Origin of the sequence: Azospirillum sp. (genome assembly GCF_035627195.1) — a bacterium.
Taxonomy (GTDB): domain Bacteria; phylum Pseudomonadota; class Alphaproteobacteria; order Azospirillales; family Azospirillaceae; genus Azospirillum.
In genome coordinates this window covers 1-21,671 of sequence record NZ_DASPMG010000202.1, presented here as the reverse complement: position 1 = coordinate 21,671, position 21,671 = coordinate 1, and the positions used below count along the sequence as shown (strand labels likewise).

The 21,671-nt window shown below is 70.4% G+C and carries 18 protein-coding genes, 1 pseudogene and 1 riboswitch; of the genes and pseudogenes, 9 read left to right on the top strand and 10 right to left on the bottom strand.

Features of this window, described 5'->3' with window-relative positions:
• Positions 1-3 precede the first annotated feature (3 nt).
• From VED21_RS18770 to VED21_RS18760, 3 genes are all read left to right on the top strand, one after another.
• The gene (locus tag VED21_RS18770) at positions 4-381 is read left to right on the top strand and encodes a response regulator (protein ID WP_324884801.1); all 378 of its coding nucleotides are present in this window, start codon (positions 4-6) and stop codon (positions 379-381) included.
• A gap of 178 nt (positions 382-559) precedes the next feature.
• Positions 560-931 carry a response regulator gene (locus VED21_RS18765; protein WP_324884799.1) on the top strand — a complete coding sequence of 124 codons (372 nt, stop codon included), beginning with the start codon at positions 560-562 and terminating at the stop codon, positions 929-931.
• Between the two features lie 175 nt (positions 932-1,106).
• Entirely contained in the window at positions 1,107-1,745 is a 639-nt protein-coding gene (locus VED21_RS18760; protein ID WP_324884797.1) for a hypothetical protein, read from the top strand.
• A 23-nt stretch (positions 1,746-1,768) separates the two neighbouring features.
• Here the strand turns inward: VED21_RS18760 and VED21_RS18755 are convergent, their stop codons facing one another.
• Positions 1,769-2,041 carry a hypothetical protein gene (locus VED21_RS18755; protein WP_324884795.1) on the bottom strand — a complete coding sequence of 91 codons (273 nt, stop codon included), beginning with the start codon at positions 2,039-2,041 and terminating at the stop codon, positions 1,769-1,771.
• Between the two features lie 204 nt (positions 2,042-2,245).
• Here VED21_RS18755 and VED21_RS18750 point away from each other — a divergent pair, with 204 nt between their 5' ends.
• On the top strand, positions 2,246-3,832 hold the full coding sequence (locus VED21_RS18750) for an ABC transporter substrate-binding protein (RefSeq protein ID WP_324884792.1): 1,587 nt from the start codon (positions 2,246-2,248) through the stop codon (positions 3,830-3,832).
• 145 nt (positions 3,833-3,977) lie between these two features.
• Here the strand turns inward: VED21_RS18750 and VED21_RS18745 are convergent, their stop codons facing one another.
• The 3 genes from VED21_RS18745 to metZ form a co-directional block, all read right to left on the bottom strand.
• Complete coding sequence (locus tag VED21_RS18745; protein WP_324884790.1) at positions 3,978-6,830, bottom strand: [protein-PII] uridylyltransferase; 2,853 nt, start codon at positions 6,828-6,830, stop codon at positions 3,978-3,980.
• A gap of 381 nt (positions 6,831-7,211) precedes the next feature.
• The gene (locus VED21_RS18740; RefSeq protein ID WP_324884788.1) at positions 7,212-7,733 is read right to left on the bottom strand and encodes a phasin family protein; all 522 of its coding nucleotides are present in this window, start codon (positions 7,731-7,733) and stop codon (positions 7,212-7,214) included.
• Positions 7,734-7,813: 80 nt separating this feature from the next.
• On the bottom strand, positions 7,814-9,034 hold the full coding sequence (gene metZ, locus VED21_RS18735; protein ID WP_324884786.1) for an O-succinylhomoserine sulfhydrylase: 1,221 nt from the start codon (positions 9,032-9,034) through the stop codon (positions 7,814-7,816).
• Between the two features lie 69 nt (positions 9,035-9,103).
• Positions 9,104-9,183, bottom strand: a riboswitch (SAM riboswitch).
• Between the two features lie 465 nt (positions 9,184-9,648).
• Between metZ and VED21_RS18730 the strand changes: the two genes are divergently transcribed.
• Entirely contained in the window at positions 9,649-10,071 is a 423-nt protein-coding gene (locus tag VED21_RS18730) for an STAS domain-containing protein (RefSeq protein WP_324884784.1), read from the top strand.
• Here the strand turns inward: VED21_RS18730 and VED21_RS18725 are convergent.
• Positions 10,068-10,571, bottom strand: coding sequence for a hypothetical protein (locus tag VED21_RS18725; RefSeq protein WP_324884782.1), 504 nt, complete (start codon positions 10,569-10,571; stop codon positions 10,068-10,070). The genes VED21_RS18730 and VED21_RS18725 overlap by 4 nt on opposite strands.
• A gap of 165 nt (positions 10,572-10,736) precedes the next feature.
• Here VED21_RS18725 and mutS point away from each other — a divergent pair, with 165 nt between their 5' ends.
• Both mutS and VED21_RS18715 read left to right on the top strand, forming a co-directional pair.
• Positions 10,737-13,388: a DNA mismatch repair protein MutS gene (mutS, locus tag VED21_RS18720; protein ID WP_324884844.1), complete on the top strand. Its 2,652-nt coding sequence runs from the start codon at positions 10,737-10,739 to the stop codon at positions 13,386-13,388.
• Positions 13,389-13,403: 15 nt separating this feature from the next.
• A complete protein-coding gene (locus tag VED21_RS18715; RefSeq protein WP_324884780.1) occupies positions 13,404-13,952 on the top strand; it encodes a sugar O-acetyltransferase in 549 nt (182 codons plus the stop codon).
• A gap of 370 nt (positions 13,953-14,322) precedes the next feature.
• On the opposite strand, the gene VED21_RS18710 is transcribed toward VED21_RS18715, so the two are convergent.
• Both VED21_RS18710 and VED21_RS18705 read right to left on the bottom strand, forming a co-directional pair.
• The gene (locus VED21_RS18710; protein WP_324884778.1) at positions 14,323-14,487 is read right to left on the bottom strand and encodes a hypothetical protein; all 165 of its coding nucleotides are present in this window, start codon (positions 14,485-14,487) and stop codon (positions 14,323-14,325) included.
• 409 nt (positions 14,488-14,896) lie between these two features.
• Positions 14,897-16,675 carry a calcium-binding protein gene (locus VED21_RS18705; protein ID WP_324884776.1) on the bottom strand — a complete coding sequence of 593 codons (1,779 nt, stop codon included), beginning with the start codon at positions 16,673-16,675 and terminating at the stop codon, positions 14,897-14,899.
• A 226-nt stretch (positions 16,676-16,901) separates the two neighbouring features.
• Here VED21_RS18705 and VED21_RS18700 point away from each other — a divergent pair, with 226 nt between their 5' ends.
• Complete coding sequence (locus VED21_RS18700) at positions 16,902-18,791, top strand: adenylate/guanylate cyclase domain-containing protein (protein WP_324884774.1); 1,890 nt, start codon at positions 16,902-16,904, stop codon at positions 18,789-18,791.
• A 114-nt stretch (positions 18,792-18,905) separates the two neighbouring features.
• Here the strand turns inward: VED21_RS18700 and VED21_RS18695 are convergent, their stop codons facing one another.
• Together VED21_RS18695 and VED21_RS18690 are read right to left on the bottom strand one after the other, a co-directional pair.
• The gene (locus VED21_RS18695) at positions 18,906-19,793 is read right to left on the bottom strand and encodes an RNA polymerase factor sigma-32 (protein WP_324884772.1); all 888 of its coding nucleotides are present in this window, start codon (positions 19,791-19,793) and stop codon (positions 18,906-18,908) included.
• A 247-nt stretch (positions 19,794-20,040) separates the two neighbouring features.
• The gene (locus VED21_RS18690; RefSeq protein WP_324884770.1) at positions 20,041-20,883 is read right to left on the bottom strand and encodes a hypothetical protein; all 843 of its coding nucleotides are present in this window, start codon (positions 20,881-20,883) and stop codon (positions 20,041-20,043) included.
• Positions 20,884-21,224: 341 nt separating this feature from the next.
• Between VED21_RS18690 and VED21_RS18685 the strand changes: the two genes are divergently transcribed.
• Positions 21,225-21,398 carry a hypothetical protein gene (locus VED21_RS18685; protein WP_324884768.1) on the top strand — a complete coding sequence of 58 codons (174 nt, stop codon included), beginning with the start codon at positions 21,225-21,227 and terminating at the stop codon, positions 21,396-21,398.
• A gap of 67 nt (positions 21,399-21,465) precedes the next feature.
• Here VED21_RS18685 and VED21_RS18680 read toward each other — a convergent pair.
• Positions 21,466-21,671: pseudogene (locus tag VED21_RS18680) on the bottom strand (CarD family transcriptional regulator); the annotation flags it as partial.

Sequence of the window (21,671 nt, the reverse complement as noted above, 5' to 3'; positions counted from 1 at the left end):
TTCATGACCAAGGTTCTGGTGATCGACGACGAGGACATGGTGCGGCTGACGCTGTGCCAGATGCTGGAAGTCGCGGGCTATGAGGTGACGGAGGCCAGCGACGGCCGCAAGGGTGTCGCCATGCAGGCCGAGAGCCCGGCCGACATCGTCCTCACCGACATCCTGATGCCCGGCCAGGAAGGCATCGAGACCATCATCCAGCTCCGCCAGCTCAGCCCCGGCGTCAAGGTGATCGCCATTTCCGGCGGCGCGCGCGTCAACAACGTCGACCTGCTGGAGGTCGCGCGCACCATGGGCGCCGACGCGGTGCTCGCCAAGCCCTTCACCATGCGCGAGCTGATCGGCGCCCTGAACGATTGCCTCGGCAAAACCCCGGATTAAGCCCCCGGCGGCAGTTGTCGTGACACGCGCGCGTGTTGCGTTTCCTTGCCGCCGGAAATGATCGTCTGCCCAACGGCGCCGGCATCGGCCGGAACGACTTATGAAAAGTGGATGCTGGATTTTGCGGGCCGGATGGGCTACGTACCGACGTGACGTTTGCGTCACTGGGTGACTTATCGTGTCTGCGCATGTGCATGTGATCGTGGCCGACGACGAGATCCTCGTCGCGACCACCGTTGCCGACATCCTGGAGGAGGCCGGCTATCGGGTCACGGTGACGCACAACGGCCTGGAGGCCCTGGAGGCCGAGCGGCGTGACCCCGCCGACCTGCTGCTCACCGACCTGCGGATGCCGCGCCTGGACGGCATTGCGCTGATTGGCCGCATCCGTGCGCAACGCCCGGAACTGCCCATCGTGGTGATGACCGGATACAGCGAAAGCCTGCCGGTGACGGAGCCGGGACGGCTGGTCGTCCTGCGCAAGCCGTTCGCCCCGGACGCCGTGGTGGAGACCATCCGCTCCCTGCTGGGGCCGGCCTCGGGCCGCTGACGGCCCGGTCCCGCGCCGTCCCCCTCATACCATAATATGTAAAGCGCCAATATTGGCGAAATGCTCCGAGTGTCGTACGATGGAGTCCTGAAGGCTCCATTGCACGAGAAGCTTAGGGGTGAAAGTAATAGGCCTCATCATCACAGACGTGGCCGATCTTCCTGGGGAGATCTGCGTGGCGGGCTGGTGCGCGGAGGAGCGGCGGATGCTGCGCCCGCGTCTGGCGCCCCCCGGCACCGGCTGGCCGGAGGAACTGGCCGGCCCGCATCTGTTCGAGATGGGGAACGTCGTCCGCCTGAAGACGGCGGATGCGGCGGAAACGGCGGTGGCGCGCGGGCTGCCCTTCGCGCGCGAGGACGTGGCCGTGGCCGCGGTGCCGGAACTGATCGGCACGCTGGGGCGCTACCCGCTGCTGGCCGCCCTGCGGCCCAGCGAGTCGCCGTCGGTGGCCGCCCTGTTCGGCGCCGCGCTGCGCGACGCCAGCCACGTCATGGCCGGCGACGACTGCCCGTCCCTGGGCGCGGTGGAGGTGCGGGCCGGCGCCCAGATGGTCTTCGCGGACACGCCGCACGGCGCCGTCTGCCGCTTCACCGACGCGGCCGAGGCGCCCTACGCGCTGCCCGTCGCCAGCCACCCGCTGCGCCGCCTGCATGCGGAGCATGGGGTCGGCGCGCTGAACGACCTCGCCGCCGGGCACCGGCGGGCGCACATCCGCCTGGGCGCGCTTCCGCCCGACGCCGACGGCCCCGACGCCGACGGCCCCGACGCCGATGGCCGGGTGCGCATCGCCGTGACGAACATCCTGTTTTATTGACGGCTTTTATTGACGGCGGCGCCTCACGCCGTGCGGTCCGCCGGGGCCAGGAACGCCTCCACCAGCAGAAGCCCGGTCAGCAGCGCCGCCCACACCGGGCCGGGGATCGCCGTGTCGGTGGTGATGGTGACGATCAGCCCCACCACACCCGCCCACAGGATGGAGAAGAGCAGCCCGCCACCGGCCGCCAGCGCGCGCGGCCGCTGCTCGACGCGCAGCATGTGGAACGACACCAGTCCGGGCGCCGTGATGGAGGCGGCCACGAGGAACTGCCCGAGAAGCGTGCCGAGGGTCATCGCCGGCTGAATCCAACTGAGGGTGGCGGGAACGTCGCGTCGTTCAGGCCCTAAGGGTATCGCGGGGCACGGCTGCCGCGCAACGCTCCTGGTATGACCATCCCTCGCGTCATCCGCGACTCGCGTCCGATCTTTTGTTAAGGTATCGAATTGATCGTGTGCGGTCATAGACAAGCGGGCAGGCGGGCAGGCGGGCGTGGCGTGATGCGCGGTGTGGTTCGGTGGATGGCCGGGGGGATGCTGCTGGCGCTGGCGCTGCTCGCCAGCCTGCCCGTGGCGGCCGCGCGCCTGACCATCGGGCTGGGCGGCGACGTGACGACGCTGGACCCGCACCACCACATCCTGGGTCCCAACAACACGGTGGCGATGCACGTCTTCGACGCGCTGGTCGACACCGACGACCACCAGCGCCCGCGCCCCGGCCTTGCGGAAAGCTGGCGGGCGCTGGACCCGCTGACGTGGGAGTTCCGCCTGCGCCCCGGCGCCGCCTTCCACGACGGCCGGCCGGTCACGGCGGAGGACGCGGTGGCCAGCCTGCGCCGCGCCGGCCGCGTCACCGACAGCCCGCTGCCCTTCTCGGTCAACCTGACCACGGTGGCCGAGCTGACGGTGGTGGACGAGCGGACCTTCCGCGTCCGCACCACGCGCCCCGACTCGGTCCTGCCCAACAAGCTGCGCGCACTCGCCGTCATCCCCGCCCGGTTCGAGGCGGCGACGCGCGCCGACTTCGACGCCGGGACGGCGATGGTCGGCAGCGGCCCGTTCCGCTTCGTGCACTGGACGCGCGGCGACCGGATCGAGCTGGAGGCCGGCGCCGCCTACTGGGGCGGCCGGCCGAACTGGGACGCGGTGGAGATCCGCATCGTGCCCAAGAGCGCGCAGCGCATCGCCGCCCTGCTGACCGGCACGCTGGACGTGATCGAGCAGGTGCCGCCGTCCGACGTGTCGCGCCTGGGCGTCGACAGCCATGTCCACCTGTTCAGCCGGCCCTCGCTGCGGCTGTTCTACCTGATGCTGGACAGCGGGCGCGACCGCTCCCCCTTCGTCACCGACCGCGCCGGCAGGCCGCTGGACCGCAACCCGCTGCGCGACCCGCGCGTGCGGCGCGCCGTGTCCAAGGCGATCAACCGCGTCAATCTGGTGATCGCCGGGATGGAAGGGCAGGCGATCCCCGCCGGCCAGTTCGTGCCGGAGGGGCTGTCCGGCCACCACCCCGGCCTGCGGCCCGAGCCCTACGACCCCAGGGGGGCGGAACAGCTGCTGGCCGAGGCCGGCTGGCCGAACGGCTTCGCGCTCACCCTGCACGCGCCCAACAACCGCTACGTCAACGACACCGCGCTGGCCAAGAGCATGGCGCTGATGCTCTCCCAGGTGGGCATCGTCACGCGGGTGGAGGCGCTGCCGGCCGCCGATTTCTTCGCCCGCGCCTCGCGCATGGAGTTCAGCGCCTTCTTCGCCGGGCTGAACGCCGACACCGGCGAGGCGTCCAACATCATGCACTGGCTGGTCACCACGCGCGATTCCGTCACCGGGGCCGGCGTGTCCAACCGCGGCCAGTACTCCAACCCGCAGGTCGACGCGCTGATCGACAAGGCGCTGCGCACCGTGGACGAGGGTGCCCGCGAAGGGCTGCTGCGGGAGGCGGCGGCGATCGCCGTGGGCGATGTGGCGGTGGTGCCGCTGTTCCACTCCATCAACGTCTGGGCCACCCGCCGCGGCCTGCGCATCACGCCGCGCATGGACGGCTACACCTTCGCCGACGACGTGCTGCCCGTGCCGGAGACGGAGTGAGGGCGGGGCGTCCATTGCCCCCTCCCGCCCTCCGCTGCGCTCCGGGCACCCTCCCCCTCTTCGAGGTGGAGGGGTAAGTGCCGAAGCGGCGGCAGTCCCCTCCACCGCCCTTGGCGGGGGAGGGTTAGGGAGGGGGCAAAACGCCTCAATCCGCCGCGTCCACGGGCCGGCGCCGGCGCGGCGCCGTTTTCTCGCGGGGCGGGGCCGGCGGTTCGCCGGCCGGGTCGGCGAGCGCGTGCAGCAGGCGTTCGCGGATCTGCGCCAGCTTGCCCTCGTGCGACACCTTCAGCCCGAAGACGTCCTTGACGTAGAAGACGTCGATCGCCTTCTCGCCGTAGGTCGAGATCTTCGCCGACGAGATCTGCAAGGCGACGTTCGACAGCGCCCGCGTCAGGTCGTACAGCAGCCCCGGCCGGTCGCGGCCGTTCACCTCGATCACCGTGTGGGTGGTGGAGGCGGCGTTGTCGATCAGCACGCGCGGCGGCACGTGGAAGACGCGCGTGCGGCTGGTCAGCGTCGTGCGGCGGTTGCCCAGCTCGCGCAGGGTCTTCAGCTGCCCGCCCAGCACCTGCTCGATGGTCACCGCCAGCCGCGCGATCTTGTCGCCGCCCTCGAAGGCGCCGCCGGCCACCGCGTCCTGCACCGAGAAGACGTCCAGCGCCATGCCGTTGGTCATGGTGAAGATCTTCGCGTCCACGATGTCCGCCCCGCAGGCGGCCAGCGCCCCGGCAAGGCGGGAGAACAGACCGTGGTGGTCGGTGGTGTAGATCGTCACCTCGGTGATGGCGCGCCCGCGGTCGATGCGGGTGTCGACGGTCAGCCCGCGGTCCTCCCGCTCGGCGTCGCGCACGAGGCGGGCGTGGTGGGCCAGCGTGTCGGTGTCGAAGGCCAGCCAGTAGGCGGGGTAGCCCAGCGCCAGGTGCGCGTCGAACTCGGCCGGGGTGAAGTCGGCCTTCAACTCGTCCCGCAGGGCCTCCTGCGCGATGGTGATGCGCCGGCCGCGCCCTTCGGTCGTCAGGCCGCCGGACATCAGCTCTTCGGACCGGTTGAACAGCTCGCGCAGCAGCGTGGCCTTCCAGTTGTTCCAGCGCTGCGGGCCGACGGCGCGGATGTCGGCGACGGTCAGCACCAGCAGCAGGCGCAGCCGTTCCAGCGACTGCACCAGCGCCACGAAGTCGCGCACCGTCTTTTCGTCCTCCAGGTCGCGCTTGAACGCCACCTGCGACATGGCGAGGTGCCAGCGCACCAGCCACGCCACCGTCTCCGTCTCCTCGGCCGTCAGGCCCAGGCGCGGGCACAGCTTCTCCGCCACGCGCGCACCCAGCACCGAATGGTCGCCGCCGCGCCCCTTGGCGATGTCGTGCAGCAGGACCGAGACGTACAGCGCCCGCTTGGAGACCACCTTGTGGATCACCTCGGTGCTCAGCGGCAGCTCGTCCTTCAGCTCGCCCTGCTCGATCTTGTGCAGGATGCCGATGGCGAACAGCGTGTGCTCGTCCACGGTGTACACGTGGTACATGTCGTACTGCATCTGCGCCACGACGCGCCCGAAGTCGGGCAGGAAGCGGCTCAGCACGCCCGCCTCGTTCATGCGGCGCAGCGTGATCTCCGGGTCCTTGGGGCCGGTCAGCATCTCCAGGAACAGCCGGTTGGCCTCCGGGTCGTTGCGCACCTTGGCCCCCAGCGCCGACAGGGATCGGGTGATCGCCTTCAGCGCGTTGGGGTGGATGTCGACGTCGTTCTGCTGGGCCACGTGGAACAGCCGGATCATGTCGATCGGCTGTTCCTTGAACTGCTTGTCGTGGCGGACGTTCAGCCGCTCGCCGTCGACGACGAAGCCCTCGATGTCCTTGCGCCGGGCGAGTGCGGCCAGCCGCATGATGTTGAACTTGGGCGGTCGCTTCGACTCGGCCTCCAGTGCCGCGCAGAAGATGCGCGTCAGGTCGCCCACGTCCTTGGCGACCAGGAAATAGTGCTTCATGAACCGCTCGACGCCCTTGGTGCCGGCGTGTTCCGTGTAGCCCATGCGCGCCCCGATCTCCGACTGCACGTCGAAGGTCAGGCGGTCCTCCATGCGGCCCGTCAGGTAGTGCAGGTGGCAGCGCGCCGTCCACAGGAAGTTCTGCGCCTTGGCGAAGCGCTGCGCCTCCTCCGGCAGCAGCACGCCCTTGGCGACCAGTTCCGCCACCTCGTCGACGCGGTAGAGGTACTTGGCGATCCAGAACAGCGTCTGCAGGTCGCGCAGGCCGCCCTTGCCGTCCTTCAGGTTGGGCTCCAGCACATAGCGGCTGTCGCCCAGCTTCAGGTGGCGGTTGTCGCGCTCGGCCAGCTTGGCCTCGACGAAGGCGGGGCCGGTGCCGGCCACCACCTCCTTGTCGAAGCGCTTCTTCAGGTCCTGGAACAGCGCGCGCGGCCCCCACAGGTAGCGCGACTCCAGCACCGCCGTGCGGATGGTGATGTCGGCCTTCGACTGGCGGATGCACTCGTCCACGCTGCGCACCGCGTGGCCCACCTTGATGCCCAAGTCCCACAGGACGTAGAGCATGTACTCCACCACCTGCTCCACGCGCGGCGTGCGCTTGTAGGGTAACAGGAACAGGAGGTCGATGTCGGACGACGGCGCCAGTTCGCCCCGGCCGTAGCCGCCGGTGGCGGCGATGTCGAACTGCTCGCCGGTGGTCGGGCTGGCGCTGGGGAAGATGTGCAGGATGGTGAAATCGGCCAGCGAGACGATCAGCCGGTCGGCCAGGTAGCAGTTCTGCTGCACGCACTCCTCGCCCGTGGCGCCGGCCTCGAAGCGGGCGCGCACCTCGGCGCGGCCGGCGTTCAGCGCGGCGCGCAGGCAGGCGATCAGGTGCGGGCGCAGCGCGTCGCCGGTGCCGTGCGTGTCGACCAGCGCCTCCAACTCCCCCACCAGCTTGCGGCGCGAGATGATGGCGCGCTTGTTGGGGATGTCCGGCGGGGCGGCGGTGACGGCGGTGTCGCGGGGGGAGAGCATGCTTTCGAACCTTGGCGGCGGAACGCCCGACTATAGTCGCTTTCCCCGCAGGGCGCACGCGCCCGTAGGTTGGGTTGAGCGCCAGCGAAAACCCAACGTCTTCCCGCCGCAAGCATGTTGGGTTTTCGGCTTCGCCTAAGAAGAAACAAGAGGCAGGCGCTCCTCATAGCCCCTCCCCCTTGACGGGGGAGGGGTTGGGGAGAGGGTGGTTACGCCCGGCAGGGCGGAAGAGAGTCTTGTCCCGGCTGCCGCCGGTAATCCCCCTCTCCCCAACCCCTCTCCCGCGAGGGGAGAGGGGCTTTGCCCTCGTTTCATCCCGCTGCGGGTCGGCGCGCTCGCCGGTGAGAACTCAACCCAACCTACGGGCCATTCCCCTGGGGCTCAGCGCCCGTGCCGGCGCTCCAGCCGCCGGGCGTTGGCGCTGGCGGTGCGGTGGATGGGGGCGAGGCCGGCGCCGGCCAGGCTGGCGGCCGACTGGGCGAAGCGCATGCTGGCCGCCATGGTGTCCTCGACGATGCGGGTCTGCAAACTCCACAGCTCCAGGGGTGCCCGCTGCCAGTCGAAGCCGCCCGTGGCCACGGCCTGCAGCGTGCGGACCGGCAGCGTGCACAGGCTGACCCAGGCGTCCTGCAGGTCGGCCAGCCCCAGGGCGAAGGCGTGCGCGGCCTTGGCCGCCGCCTCCACCTTCTCCGTGCCCATCAGCACGAACTCGGGGTTGGTCAGCTCGCGCGGGTCGTGCAGCACGCCGGCCATCATGGCGGTGCGGTAGCCGATGGTGCGCGCGGCGGCGATGCCCATCTCGCCGTGCTGGCTCGCCGTGCGCATCAGCGTGCCGACCACCGCCATCGGCGAGATGGCGGCGTGCCGGCGGCGGCCCCTGGTTCGTGCTGCGCGAGCCGTCATGTCCGGTGTCCTCGTTGCGGTGCGGAAGGCCCACCGACAACGGGCCGGCCGGCGCGGGGGTTCCTTTACACGATCCGCGGCTACACGGACAGCAGTGCCCGCTCCAGGTCGTCGATGATGTCCTGCGGGTCCTCCAGGCCGACCGACAGGCGGATCAGGCTGGGGGTGATGCCGGCGCGGCGCTTCTCGTCCTCCGGGATGCGGCCGTGCGTAGTGGTCCAGGGGTGGGTGATCAGGCTCTTGGAATCGCCCAGGTTGTTGGAGATCAGCACCATCTCCAGCGCGTTCATCAGGCGGAACGCCTCGTCCTTGCCGCCCCCGTCCTTGCCGCCCTTCACGTGGAACGACACCATGGTGCCGCCGCCGGTCATCTGCCGGCGCGCCAGATCGTGCTGCGGGTGGCTGGCCAGCGTCGGGTAGAGGGCGCGGGCGACCTTCGGGTGCCCCTCCAGGTACTCGGCCACCGTGGCGGCGGCGGCACCCTGGGCGCCGACGCGCAGTTCCAGCGTCTCCAGCCCCTTCAGCAGGACCCAGGCGTTGAACGGGCTGATGGTCGGGCCGGTGTGGCGCAGGAAGGGGTGCACGACCTCCGACCCGAACTTGGCGTCGGTCAGGATGATGCCGCCCAGGCAGCGGCCCTGGCCGTCGATGTGCTTGGTGGCGGAATAGACGACGACGTCGGCGCCGATCTCCAGCGGGCGCTGCAGCACCGGCGTGGCGAAGGCGTTGTCGACCACCACCTTGGCCCCAGCCTTGTGCGCCAGGTCGCACACCGCCTTCAGGTCGACGATCTCCAGGCAGGGGTTGGACGGCGTCTCCAGGAACACCGCGGCGGTCGGCTTGGACAGCGCCTCCTCCCACTGCGACAGGTCGGCGCCGTCGACCAGCACCGGCTCGACGCCGTAGCGCGGACAGAGGTTCTTGACGATGTGCAGGCACGAACCGAACAGGCCCCACGGCGCCACGATGCGGTCGCCGGCCTTCAGGTGGCACATCAGCGCGGCGAACACGGCGGCCATGCCGGTGGTGGTGGCGTAGGCCCACTCCGCCCCCTCGTACGCCGCCAGCCGGTCCTCGAACATGGCCGAGGTCGGGTTGCGGAAGCGCGAGTAGACGTGGCGCTGCCCGTCGTTGAGGAAGGCCTGCTCCGCCTCCTCGGCCGAGCCGTAGACGTAGCCCGAGGTGAGGAACAGCGCCTCCGACGTCTCGTCGAAGCCGGAGCGGCGGGTGCCGCCGTGCACCAGCTTGGAGCGGGGGCGGAGGTTCGCCACGTTTGGGGTGCGGTGAGTGGTGCGCGTCATGTCGCCGTCTCCTTCGGTCCGGGTGGGGCGACCCGGACAACAAAAACGCCCCGACCGTTGGGTCGAGGCGCGGACGCGGCTCGGACCTTTTTAGCGGATTGTTTTACGTGGCCCGCAAGCCGGTCGACCAAATCACCACGTGCCGCCGGTTTTAGATCCGGCGCGGGCGGCCGTCAAGCGATCACCTTAGGATGGGCACCGCGACTCGGGATCCGGAGAGTTTTGCACATCGCCGGCGCGTGCGGGCTTGACAGGCCTGGTGTGACCATTCCGTTACGTACGGGGGCGGTTTTCGAGCCGAAACCCGCGAAAACGCTGGACTCCCGTCGCTTCACGCGCGGCCTAAATTTTGTGCAAACCTTCCCGATCCCCCACGGTCACAGCGAGTCGGGACGGGCACGCACAGATTCGCCCACAGAGTTACCCCCAGATTCTGGGGAAAACGAAAGTCGGTATCCACACCCCGCCCTATGGCCGGGCGGCCTCCGCCGAAGGGTGGGTGCGACGGCATGACCAAAGGCCATGTGCGCCGTTGCGGCGGCGGACGGAATCACGCACTCTGCGTGGGGGCATGGGCGCGGATCATGGGCGCGGGGCATCGATCGGGAGGTGGCGTGTTCTACCGTAAGACCAGCGAGCGGCATTTCGCCCGGATCGACGTCACCGGCCGCTTCACCGGCCAGGACGGCGACGGGGTGCGCGATCTCATCGCCGACATCAAGCAGGGCCCCGACCGCCGCTGCGTCATCGACCTGTCGCGGCTGGACTTCATCGATTCCGCCGGTGTGGGCATGCTGCTGGTGATCAACGGCGAGGCGGCGGCGGCCGGCAAGGCGCTGGCGCTGGTGGTGGCCGACGGGCAGGTGAAGAAGGTGGCGACGCTGACCCGCATCGGCATGATCATCCCCATGCACGACTCGCTGGCCGACTACGTGGCATCCCACGTGCCGGAGGCGGTGCTGGCCAACCCCTGCGCGCCCGGCGAGGACCCCCTGGCCGTCGCCGCGCGCGCCTTGCGGCAGGAGATGCCCGCCTAAGCCTCGCGCACGGCGAGGTGGACGTTCTTGCCGCCGCAGCGTTCCAGGATGGTGCCGGCCGTGCGCTCCGCCGCCGGGTCGGGCACCCGCACCCACAGGATCACGCCGCCGGCCTCCAGCGCGTTGGCGAACTCGTCGGGCTCCGGGTGGCTGGTCAGCTCGTCCAGGTATTCCTTGATGGCGGCGCCGCCGATGCCAGCGGCCACCAGGGCGGCCAGCGGCGCGGTGATCGGCCCGCCGACGATGGCGATCAGGCCGGCGGTGGTCAGCGGGAAGGCGTACTTCATCTCCCCCACCAGCCCGGTCAGCGCCTCGTCGCGCGGCGGCGCCGGCTGGGCGGCGTCGAGCGAGGTGTGGCTGGCCAGCACGCTGATGTCCTCGCGCGCGAAGCCCTGGGCCAGCAGCTCCGCCACCGCCTGGTCGAACGCGGCGCGCGTCTCGAACACGGCGACCACTTCGCTGATGTCCTGCGAGGTTCCGCTCTCCGGCGCTTGCGTCATGGCCGTTCCCTCCCGAGTTTCAGGACACCGATTCTAGCGGACCGCAGGGCCGGTGCGCCAGCGCCCATCCCATGCTAGGGTCGCCACCCCGACATACCCCGATAGACCTTCGAGCGCCCGCCCGTGTCCGACACCGCCCTCGCCGTTCCCGAAAACGCCACGCCGATGATGGCGCAGTACCTGGAGATCAAGCAGGCGCACCCCGACTGCCTGCTGTTCTACCGGATGGGCGATTTCTACGAGATGTTCTTCGACGACGCGGTGAACGCGGCGCGCGCGCTGGACATCGCGCTGACCAAGCGCGGCCAGCACCTGGGCGAGGACATCCCCATGTGCGGCGTCCCCGTCCACAGCCACGAGAACTACCTTCAGCGCCTGATCCGCCAGGGCTTCCGCGTCGCCATCTGCGAGCAGATGGAGGACCCGGCGGAGGCGAAGAAGCGCGGCGCCAAGTCGGTGGTGAAGCGCGGCGTCATCCGCATCGTCACGCCGGGCACGCTGACCGAGGATTCGCTGCTCGACGCCCGCTCCTCCAACTGGCTGGCCGCGGTCACGGAAGTGGCCGGCACCCTGGGCCTGGCGTGGCTGGAGCTGTCCACGGGCGAGCTGGTGGTGCAGCCGGTGGAGCGCGCGGGCCTCGCCGCGGCGCTGACCCGCCTCGACCCGCAGGAGGTGCTGGCCCCCGAACGCCTGACCCAGGCCCCCGACCTGTTCGAGCTGTGGGCCGAGTGGAAGGAGCGGCTGACCGTCCAGCCCAACCCGCGCTTCGACTCGGAAAACGGCCGGCAGCGCCTGCTGGATTTGTACGGCGTCGGCACGCTGGACGCCTTCGGTTCCTTCGGCCGGGCGGAGGTCGCGGCGGCCGGCGCGCTGGTCGCCTACGTCGAGCTGACGCAGAAGGGCCGCCTGCCGCGCATCGCCCACCCGCGCCGCGTCGGCCCCGGCGCCGTCATGGAGATCGACGCCGCCACCCGCCGCAACCTGGAACTGACCCGCACCCTGACGGGGGAGCGGCGCGGCAGCCTGCTGGCCACCATCGACCGCACGGTGACCGGCCCCGGTGCGCGCCTGCTGGCCGCCCACCTGTCCGCCCCGCTGACCGACCCGGCGGCGGTGGCCAAGCGCCTGGACATGGTGGAATTCGCCCTGACGGAGGAGCGTCTGCGCGCCGACGCGCGCGAGGTGCTGAAGCGCTGCCCGGACCTGGAACGCGCCCTCTCCCGCCTGACGCTGGGCCGCGGCGGCCCGCGCGACGTGGCGGCCGTGCGCGACGGCCTCGCCCGCGCCATGGAGGCGCGCATGCTGCTCACCGCTGGCGGCACGCTCTCCCCGCTGCCCGACGGGCTGGCCGCCGTGGCGCGCGGCCTGGGCGAGCATCACGAGCTGGTGGACCGGCTGGGGCAGGCGCTGTCGCCCGACCTGCCGCTGCTGGCCCGCGACGGCGGCTTCATCGCCCCCGGCTACTCCTACACGCTGGACGAGCTGGTCACGCTGCGCGACGAGAGCCGGCGCCTGATCGCCGGGCTGCAGGCCAAGTACGCCGATCTGGCCGGCGTCCCGGCGCTGAAGGTCAAGCACAACAACGTCCTTGGCTATCATATCGAGGTCACGGCGACGCACGCCGACAAGCTGCTGTCCGGCAAGAACCGCGAGATGTTCATGCACCGCCAGACCATGGCGAACGCGGTGCGCTTCGGCACGGTCGAGCTGTCGGACCTGGAACGCCGCATCTCCGAGGCCGCCGACAAGGCGCTGGCCGTCGAGATGCAGCTGTTCGAGGAGCTGGTGGCCCTGGTCGCCGACCAGGCCGACCGCATCGCCACGGCCGCGCGCTCGCTGGCGGCACTCGATGTGTCGCTGTCGCTGGGCGAACTGGCGGCGGAGCGGCGCTACAGCCGCCCGGTGGTGGACGACAGCCTCGCCTTCGACATCCGGGGCGGCCGCCATCCGGTGGTGGAGGCGGTGCTGGAGGGGGCCAACAGCGGCCCCTTCGTCGCCAACGACTGCGACCTCGCCCCGGACAACCGGCTGTGGCTGCTGACCGGCCCGAACATGGCCGGTAAGTCGACGTACCTGCGGCAGAACGCGCTGATCGCCGTGCTGGCGCAGATGGGCAGCTTCGTGCCCGCCGATCAGGCGCACATCGGCGTGGTCGACCGGCTGTTCAGCCGCGTGGGTGCGGCCGACGACCTCGCCCGCGGCCGCTCCACCTTCATGGTGGAGATGGTGGAGACGGCGGCCATCCTCAATCAGGCCGGCCCGCGCGCGCTGGTCATCCTGGACGAAATCGGGCGCGGCACCGCCACCTTCGACGGGTTGTCCATCGCCTGGGCGTGCGTGGAGCACCTGCACGACGTCAACCGCTGCCGCGCGCTGTTCGCCACGCACTACCACGAGCTGACGATGCTGGCCTCCAAGCTGCCGGCGCTCAGCTGCCACACCATGCGCATCAAGGAATGGCAGGGCGACGTGGTCTTCCTGCACGAGGTGGCGGCGGGCTCCGCCGACCGCAGCTACGGCATCCACGTCGCCAAGCTGGCCGGCCTGCCCGGCGCGGTGGTGGGCCGCGCCGAGGAGGTGCTGACCATCCTCGAATCCGGCGAGCAGAACGCCGCCATCCTGCGCCTTGCCGAGGACCTGCCGCTGTTCAGCGCCGCGCTGAAGCGCCCCGCCCCGGCGCCGGCCGCCACGGCGACCCCGGCACCGGCGGCGCCGTCGCCTGTTGAGGAGGCTTTGCGCGCCGTCAACCCCGACGACCTGACGCCGCGCCAGGCCTTGGAGGAACTGTACCGGCTGCGGGGCCTCCTCGCCCGGTAGGCAGGAGGAGGACGCATGGCCGAACGATCGGAAAAGGAGAAGATGCTGGCCGGTGAGCTGTACCGCGCCGTCGGCCCGGAGATCGCGGCCGACCAGCGGCGCGCCCACCGGCTGCTGGACGCCTACAACAGCGGCGGCATCGACGCCGACCGCGCCGCGCTGCTGCGCGAACTGCTGGCGTCCGTCGGCGAGAACACGGTCATCCGCCCGCCGTTCTTCTGCGACTACGGCTTCAACATCCGCCTGGGCAGCGGGGTGTTCGTCAACTTCAACTGCGTGTTCCTGGACGTCGTCGGGATCGAGATCGGCGATCTTTGCCAGATCGGCCCGGCCGTGCAGATCTACACCGCCGACCACCCGCGCGACCCGGCGCTCCGCCGCGCCGGCTACGAGAGCGGCAAGCCGGTGCGCATCGGTGCCAACGTCTGGATCGGCGGCGGCGCCATCATCTTGCCCGGCGTCACGGTCGGCGACGACGCCGTGATCGGCGCCGGCAGCGTCGTCACCCGCGACGTCCCCCCCGGCGCCACCGTGGTCGGCAACCCGGCGCGGGTGCGGGGGTAGGACACAAACCCCTCCCTCGCTCCGGCGGGGGCGTTGAGCCGGTGCCGTAGGCAACGAGCGCTGAAAGCGATCGTAGGCGAAACGCGGTCGCGAGACTTGCGAGCGACCGTGGAGGGACCCACGCGAAGCGTGGGAGGGTGGGGGCCAGTTGTTGGCGAGGATCAGCGGCGCATCGGCTGGCGGGAAGGGGGCTGATCAAAAACACGAAGATCAGAAGATTGAAAGATCAGAAGGGATTGCCGGTGCCCCAGCTTCGGTGAAAGACCCGTAGGTTGGGTTGAGCCGCAGGCGAAAACCCAACGTGTCCGCAATGCCAAGGCGTTGGGTTTTCACTGGCGCTCAACCCAACCTACGGACCGCTCGCTGGTCTCTACCTCGTCAGGCCATACATTTCCGTCAGCATCTTCCGTATGTCGGAGAATACATCCTCGACGTCCAGGCTTTCGGAACAATCATCAGCTTCCTCGACGGCCTGACGCAAGGCGGTCCGAGCTTCTGCTTCCGTTTCTCTTCCGTCCAGCACGCGCGGTTCCATAGGACCTTTCTCGTTCAGCGGTCCAGTGTATACGTGCTCCGATGAATTTGGGAGCCCACGCCGATTGGCAACCTGGAGGTCGCTGATCCTCGCCAGCAACTGGCCCCCACCCTGCCAGTTCCACTGGCTTCCCTCCCCCGCCGGAGGTGCTACGTGATGCACACATCTTCTAGAGGACGCTAATATGTTGATGTAGCGAAGAAAAAAGCCCCTCTCCCTTGAGGGGAGAGGGGTTGGGGTGAGGGTGGTTACGCCCGGCAGGGCGGAAGAATGACTCTCTTCCCGCCTTCCGGCGGTAATGACCCCTCATCCCAACCCTTCTCCCTCAAGGGGAGAAGGGCTTTTTCAGCGTCCGCCATGATGTGTGCATCACGTAGCGCCGGCGGCAGGGGAGGGATCAATGGGCGCCCTACGCCGTCACGAACCAACTCACCTGCACGTCCTGGGCGTTGATGCCGGCCAGGGTCACCTGGTCGCCGTTGCCGAAGGACACCACCGCACCGGTGGCCCCGACGCTGACCGTCCAGGTCATGCCGGCGGCGATCTGCAGCCGGTCGCCCTGGTCGGCGTGGAAGTCGCTCACCACGTCCGCCCCGCCGCCCGGCGCGAAGGCGAAGGTGTCGGCGCCCAGGTTGCCGGCCAGAACGTCGTTGCCCAGGTTGCCGGCGATCACATCGTCGCCTTGCCCGCCGAACAGCGTGTCGTCCCCCTGGCCGCCGAACAGGCTGTCGGCGCCCAGGTTGCCGTACAGCACGTCGCTGGCCAGATTGCCGAACAGCGCATCGGCGTCCTGCCCGCCGAACAGCGTGTCGGTGTCCTGTCCGCCGAAGATCGTGTCGGACCCGATGTTGCCGTAGATCACGTCGGCACCCTGGTTGCCGTACAGCATGTCGGCGCCCAGGCCGCCCATCACCGTGTCGTCGCCCTCGCCGGCATACAGCGTGTCGTCGTCCACCCCGGCGGCCATGATCTCGCCCATGGGGGAACCCAGGATGGGGCCGGCGGCAACGGGCGGGGCGTCGCCGCCGCCGTTCCCGCCGTCATCGCCGTTGCTGGACGCGGGCGGGGGCGGCGGGGGCGTGTAGGTGATGTCGCCGCCGGACACCGCGAAGCGGCCGGCCTCGAAGGCGCCGTTCAGCGCCACCTGCATGTCGGCGCCGGGCGTGGAATCGGTGCCGATCTCCAAGTACGACAGGCCCCCATCGGTGCGCAGCTGCACCTGCCCCTCCAACAGGGCCGATCCGTCGCCCGCGGTGACCGGGCCGGACAGGGTCAGCCCGTCGATGCGGATCACGTCGCCCAGCGCGAAGTCGACGCTGGTGTCGGCGGTGCCGGCCGCGATCTCGAACACGTCGATCTCGAACACGTCGTCGCCGCCCTGGCCGCGCATGATGGCGGCGCCGCGCAGCGTGTCGTCGCCGTCGCCGCCGTCGATCGTCACGCGCCCGTCCAGGCCGGCGGCGCCGATCAGCACGTCGTTGCCGGCCGAGCCGATGAGGCGCGCCCCTTCCACGCCCTGCAGGGCGATGTGGCCGAAATCGATGGTGCCGCCGGTCCCGGTGACGTGGATCTCGACCTCGTCCGGATGCTCGGCGCCGTCGGTGTCCGGGTCCATGGTGATGGTGGACAGGCCGGCCAGCTGCGTGTCGTCCAGGACCAGCGTGGTGTTGGGCGTCGTCGCCTCGATCGTCTCCACGCCGTCCAGCGCCGCACCCCGCAGGTCGGGGTTGCCGCTGAGGAAGACCAGCTTCTCCACGCCGGCGATGCTCACGCCGCCCAGGTCCGCGTCGCCCTCCACGATCAGCAGGTCCAGGCCGGCGCCGCCGGTGACCTCCCCGATGCCGGCCAGCTGCTCGGCGGTCAGCCGCACCTCGTGGTAGCCGCCGCCGGTCATCTCCAGGCGCTCGACGCCGCTGGTGGTGGCGCCGGTCAGGTCGACCGTGTCGGACGTCGCGACCTCCACCGTGTCGTTGCCGTCCCCGCCGATCAGCGCCGTGTCGGGGCCATAGGCGGCGAGGCGGTCGTCGCCGTCGCCGCCGTCCAGCCGGTCGCCGCCCTCGCCGCCGTCCAGCGTGTCGTCGCCGGCCCCGCCGCGCAAGTCATCGTGGCCGGCATAGCCGTACATCAGGTCGTTCTCAACGCCGCCGGTCAGCGTATCGTCGAGCGCGCTTCCGAAATGGTACTGCATGGTCTGGAACCCGCATGGTGGCGTTCTTTGCGTGCAAAGATTGCGGGGATCCGGTTGCACCTCAATTCAGCATGCGGATTACGGTCGTGGGAGAAATCGATCGGGGTGGGTGGTGCCACCAACGGCGGAACGCGGCGCCCGGTCAGGCGAGCCGGCCTGAAACAATCCTGCGGCGGCGGGCGCTGGGCGGTGGACGGGGGCGGCGTGCGTGGCTAGGCTGCCCGGCATGTCCGAGCCCGCCGCATCCGAAGCCGCGCCCGCCCCGGCCACGCGGCGCCGCCGCCTCCGCCTGCCGATCGCGGCGGTGCTGGTGGCCGGCTTCGGCGCGCTGATGCTGGCGGCGGTGGCGAGCGTGCTGGTGCTGGGCCTCGTCAGCGCCGGCCGCAACACGCTGACGCTGCTCAACGACAAGGCGGATCTGGCGCTGGCCGGGGTGGAGGTGCGGGTGCGCCACCAGCTCGACCCCGCCAACGACATGGCGAAGACCATCGCCGGCCTGATCGAGCGCGGCGACCTGGATCCCGCGGACCGCGCGCGCCTGGGCGACACGCTGCGCGGCGCGCTGTCGGCGGTGCCGGATGTCACCGGCGTGGGCTTCTTCGGGCCGGACCTCACCGGCGTGCGGGTCGGGCGCAACGAAACCGCGCTGACGGTGCACGCCGTCGACCTGCGCGGCGCCAAGGACCTGCCGCCTGAAGCGCTGGACGGCGCCGAACGCACGGCGCCGCGCTGGGCCGAGCCGCTGTGGTCGCAGGAGGCGGGCACCAGCTATCTGGCGCTGTTCCACCCGGTGCGGCGGCAGGGCCGCTACCTGGGGCAGGTGGCGGTGGCGGTGTCGCTGGGCGACCTGTCGCGCTTCCTGTCGAACCTCTACGTGGAGCAGGGGCTGAACGCCTTCGTGCTCTACGACCGCGCCCACGTGCTGGCGCACCCGTCGCTGGCCACCCTGCGCTTCGACTTCTCGGGCAACGGCGACCGCGTGCCGCTGCCGCGCACCGACCAGGTGGACGACCCCGCGCTGACCGCCCTGTGGGCCAAGGGCCGCGCGATGGAGAGCCTGCGCAAGCGCACGGAGGTGCGCATGGTGCCGGTCGGCGGCGACGACATGCTGGTCCTGCTGCGCGGCATGGCCGGCTATGGGCGGCAGGAGTGGACGGTGGGCATCGCGCTGCCCGCCGATCAGGCCGGCGCCGAGGTCGAGCGGCTGTACACCACCGCGCTGGCCGGCCTGGGCATCCTGCTGGTTTCGGTGACGGCGGCGCTGGTGGTCGGGCGGCGCATCAGCCGGCAGGTCAAGCTGCTGGCCGACGCGGCCGACCGCGTGCGCGCCTTCGAGTTCCGCGAGGTGACGGAGCTGCCGGACTCGCGCCTGGAGGAACTCGGCCGCGCGGCGGCGGCCTTCAACGCCATGGTGGCCGGCCTGCGCTGGTTCGAGACCTACGTGCCCAAGGCGCTGGTGCTGCGCCTGATGCACCGGCGCGGCGGCGACGCCGGCCTGGGCTCGGAGGAGCGGGAGGTGACGGTGATGTTCACCGACATCCGCGGCTTCTCGCGCCTCGCCGCGCACTTAGGCGCGGCGGACACGGCGGCGCTGCTGAACGACCATTTCACGCGCCTTGCGTCCTGCATCGAGGTGGAGGACGGCACCGTCGACAAGTTCATCGGCGACAGCATCATGGCCTTCTGGGGCGCGCCGGAGGAGCAGGCGGACCACGCCGCCCGCGCGCTGCGCGCCGCGCACGCCATCGCCCGCGTCCTGCACGCCGACAACCGCCGCCGCGCGGCGGCCGGTCTGGCGCCGATCCGCGTGCGCATCGCGCTGCACACCGGCCCCGTGGTGGTGGGCAACATCGGCTCGGCCAGCCGCATCAACTACACGATCGTCGGCGACACGGTGAACGTCGCCGCCCGCATCGAGGAGCTGGCGTCCGGCCTGCAGGGCGACAGCGAGGTGATCGTGCTGGCCAGCGCCGCCACCGCGCGGCACGCCGACTTGGGCACGCAGGGCGCCATGCACGCCATAGGCCGCTACAGCCTGCGCGGGCGGGGAGACACGACGGAAGTCTGGCGGATGGACGTGGGAGCGGACGCGGCGCGGGAAGTTTCGGGAGCGTAACGAGGCTGAAAGGGCGTTGGAGGAAGGGCGTTGGGTTTTCGCCTGCGGCTCAACCCAACCTACGGATGCGCCCGTAGGTTGGGTTGAGCGCAGCGAAAACCCAACGTCGGCCCGTCACGCCTCGACCAGCAGGTCCTCGTAGCCCTCGACGCGCTTCAGCATGGACTGGCGCAGCTTCAGCATGGCGCGGTGCTCCAGCTGGCGCACGCGCTCCTTGCTGACGCCCAGCTCGCGGCCCAGTTCTTCCAGCGTGGCGCCTTCCTCGCGCAGGCGGCGCTCCTGGATGATGGTGCGCTCGCGCGGGGACAGCTCGCCCAGCGCCTCGGCCAGCCACTGGGAGCGGGTGTTGCTGTCGCGCATGCCGATGACGACGTCTTCCGGGCTCGGCCGCTGGTCGGCCAGGAAGTCCTGCCAGTCCTCGTCGGAGCCGTCGGCGACCGGCGAGTTCAGCGACTGGTCGGTGGCCGCCAGCCGCATCTCCATCGCCTCCACCTCGGTGACGTCGACCTGCAGCTCGGTCGCGATCCATTCGCGGCCTTCCTTGGTCAGGCCGTTCGCCTGGCTGGCGTTCTCGATGCGCGCGCGCAGGCGGCGCAGGTTGAAGAACAGCGACTTCTGCGCCGCCGTCGTGCCGGTGCGCACGATCGACCAGTTGCGCAGGATGTAGTCCTGCATGGCCGACCGGATCCACCACGCCGCGTAGGTGGAGAAGCGCACCTCGCGGTCCGGCTCGAAGCGGCTGGCGGCCTGCATCAGGCCGACGTTGCCCTCCTGCACCAGGTCGCCCATGGGCAGGCCGTAGTTGCGGAAGCGGGCGGCGGTGGCAACGACGAGCCGGGTGTAGGCGCGGACCAGCTCGTGCAGGGAACGCTCGTCCCCGTCCTCGCGCCATTTCCGCGCCAGGTCGAATTCGTGATCGCGCGACAGCAGCGGTTCGCGCATCGAGGCCTTGATGAAACTCAGGTTGGCTCTCTGAGTCTCGGGATCGTCGATATATGCCATCCGTATCCCTTCCTTCCCGTCTCGCCGGCCTTGTGTCCTGCTCCACGAACGTCGGGTGTTCTGGAAGGACAACAGCCGTTTTCCCGCCCCGTTGCACGTGATACGCAAACGGCACGGGAACGGATCACCGCGGTGGGCGGAAATGATGGGCGGATGGTTGGGGCGGACGGATTAACCGCCGCGGGGCGCGGGCGCCACCGGACAAGATCCAGCGGATAAGATCCGCCGGATAAGATATGGAGCGCGATCAGACCTGGAACAGCTCCAGGATCTCGCCCGAAGGCGCCAGGACGCCGCACACCAGCGGCCCGCCCTGGCCGCAGCCGGCGTCCAGCGTGGCGGTGAAATCCTCCACCCGCGCGCCGCCGCGCGCCGGGTCGTAGCCGCGCACGACGCGGCGGAATCCGCCGTAGGGCGCGTCGATGCGCGAGAACGCGGCGCCCCCCCACCAGAAGCTGTCGCCCTGGTGGCCGAAGGGCCGCGCCGGATCGATGCCGGCGTTGACGAACAGCACGCCGCCGGCCTCGCCCGCCGGATTACCCGCCGGGTTGCCGGTGTAGGCCGCGCGCTTCAGCGAGCTGAACAATTTTTCGTGACCGGGGTGCGCCTGCACGGCCGCGCGCAGCGCCTGCGTCCAGCGGCTCAGCGCCATGGTGCCGCCGCGCGCCGCCGCCATGCCCTGCTCGGCCACGCCGCCATAGGCGGCCAGCGTCGCCTCCACGCCCTGGCGCAGCATCCACTCCAGCACCTCGCGCGGGTTGGGGGCGAAGTGCAGCTGCAAAAGCTTCTGCCACATCTCCTCCTGCCCGCCGCGCAGGTACACGATGTCCTCGGCCAGCATGCCGCGCATGGACAGCAGCGCCCGGCGGAAGTCCAGCAGCGCGTCCACCGTCTCCACCACGCGCGGCCCGCGGCCGATCAGGTTGCCCAGGTAGACGAGCCGGTCGCCGGGCTGGAAGCGGGCGCCGATCACCTCGTGCATCGCGTGCAGGTGGTCGGGCTGGGCGTGCAGGGAAGCCAGCGCCCAGATGCGCCGGGGACGGCCGAGGTCGACGAACTTCTGCGGGTTGGTCGATGCGTGATCGGGCATGGTCGGCGCGGTTGGGATTCCGCCGAACACTCTATGCGGTGCCCGTGCGGGTGGAAAGGTGAAAAGGGACGGCCGCGTGCTCCGGAAGGCGGAGGCGTTCCGGCGCCTTGCGGGAGGGGCGCCGGACAGAGGGGATGTTCAGCCACAGATGAACACAGATAGACACAGATGAATGCCGATGGGGTGCCGACCTGCGGCAACGGCAGGCATCTGACAAAATCTGTGTCCATCTGTGTGCATCGGTGGCCCCCTATCGCTGACCGATGGGGCCGTTGCCGGGCGCGCGTTGACGTCGCCAGTGCCACACGCATAGCCTCTGAGGCAACGTCGGGAGAAGGCGCATGGATGCGACAGGTCGTAAGCGTTCCGCCACACAGCCCGAGGCGGCGTTCGCGGGCGCGGAGGAGCGCTGCCCCTGCGACGACATGCGGGCGCGCATGGACCGCACCATGGAACTGTGGATCAGCTTCAACGCCGAAGGGCCGAGCGTGGCGGAAGAGTTCGGCACGCTGTGACCGCCCAAACCAAAAGGGCGGCCCCTTGCGGGACCGCCCTTTCCAGAGCGCGCCTGAGGATGGATGATCAGGCGGCCTTCTTGAGGACCTGCTCCAGGCGCTCGGTGGCCTTCAGCTCGTCGATCTTCTCGACGGCGGCCAGCTCGCGCGCCAGGCGCTCCAGCGCCGCCTGGTAGATCTGGCGCTCGCTGTAGGACTGGTCGGACTGGTCGGTGCCGCGGTACAGGTCGCGCACCACCTCGGCGATCGACACGGGGTCGCCGGAGTTGATCT

Bases quoted from the DNA above. Each gene is read 5' to 3' on its own strand.
- VED21_RS18770 (WP_324884801.1), top strand. From the start codon at position 4: ATGACCAAGGTTCTGGTGATCGACGACGAGGACATGGTGCGGCTGACG.
- VED21_RS18755 (WP_324884795.1), bottom strand. From the start codon at position 2,041: ATGACCCTCGGCACGCTTCTCGGGCAGTTCCTCGTGGCCGCCTCCATC.
- VED21_RS18750 (WP_324884792.1), top strand. From the start codon at position 2,246: ATGCGCGGTGTGGTTCGGTGGATGGCCGGGGGGATGCTGCTGGCGCTG.
- VED21_RS18745 (WP_324884790.1), bottom strand. From the start codon at position 6,830: ATGCTCTCCCCCCGCGACACCGCCGTCACCGCCGCCCCGCCGGACATC.
- VED21_RS18740 (WP_324884788.1), bottom strand. From the start codon at position 7,733: ATGACGGCTCGCGCAGCACGAACCAGGGGCCGCCGCCGGCACGCCGCC.
- metZ (WP_324884786.1), bottom strand. From the start codon at position 9,034: ATGACGCGCACCACTCACCGCACCCCAAACGTGGCGAACCTCCGCCCC.
- VED21_RS18725 (WP_324884782.1), bottom strand. From the start codon at position 10,571: ATGACGCAAGCGCCGGAGAGCGGAACCTCGCAGGACATCAGCGAAGTG.
- mutS (WP_324884844.1), top strand. From the start codon at position 10,737: ATGATGGCGCAGTACCTGGAGATCAAGCAGGCGCACCCCGACTGCCTG.
- VED21_RS18715 (WP_324884780.1), top strand. From the start codon at position 13,404: ATGGCCGAACGATCGGAAAAGGAGAAGATGCTGGCCGGTGAGCTGTAC.
- VED21_RS18710 (WP_324884778.1), bottom strand. From the start codon at position 14,487: ATGGAACCGCGCGTGCTGGACGGAAGAGAAACGGAAGCAGAAGCTCGG.
- VED21_RS18705 (WP_324884776.1), bottom strand. From the start codon at position 16,675: ATGCAGTACCATTTCGGAAGCGCGCTCGACGATACGCTGACCGGCGGC.
- VED21_RS18700 (WP_324884774.1), top strand. From the start codon at position 16,902: ATGTCCGAGCCCGCCGCATCCGAAGCCGCGCCCGCCCCGGCCACGCGG.
- VED21_RS18695 (WP_324884772.1), bottom strand. From the start codon at position 19,793: ATGGCATATATCGACGATCCCGAGACTCAGAGAGCCAACCTGAGTTTC.
- VED21_RS18690 (WP_324884770.1), bottom strand. From the start codon at position 20,883: ATGCCCGATCACGCATCGACCAACCCGCAGAAGTTCGTCGACCTCGGC.
- VED21_RS18685 (WP_324884768.1), top strand. From the start codon at position 21,225: ATGGATGCGACAGGTCGTAAGCGTTCCGCCACACAGCCCGAGGCGGCG.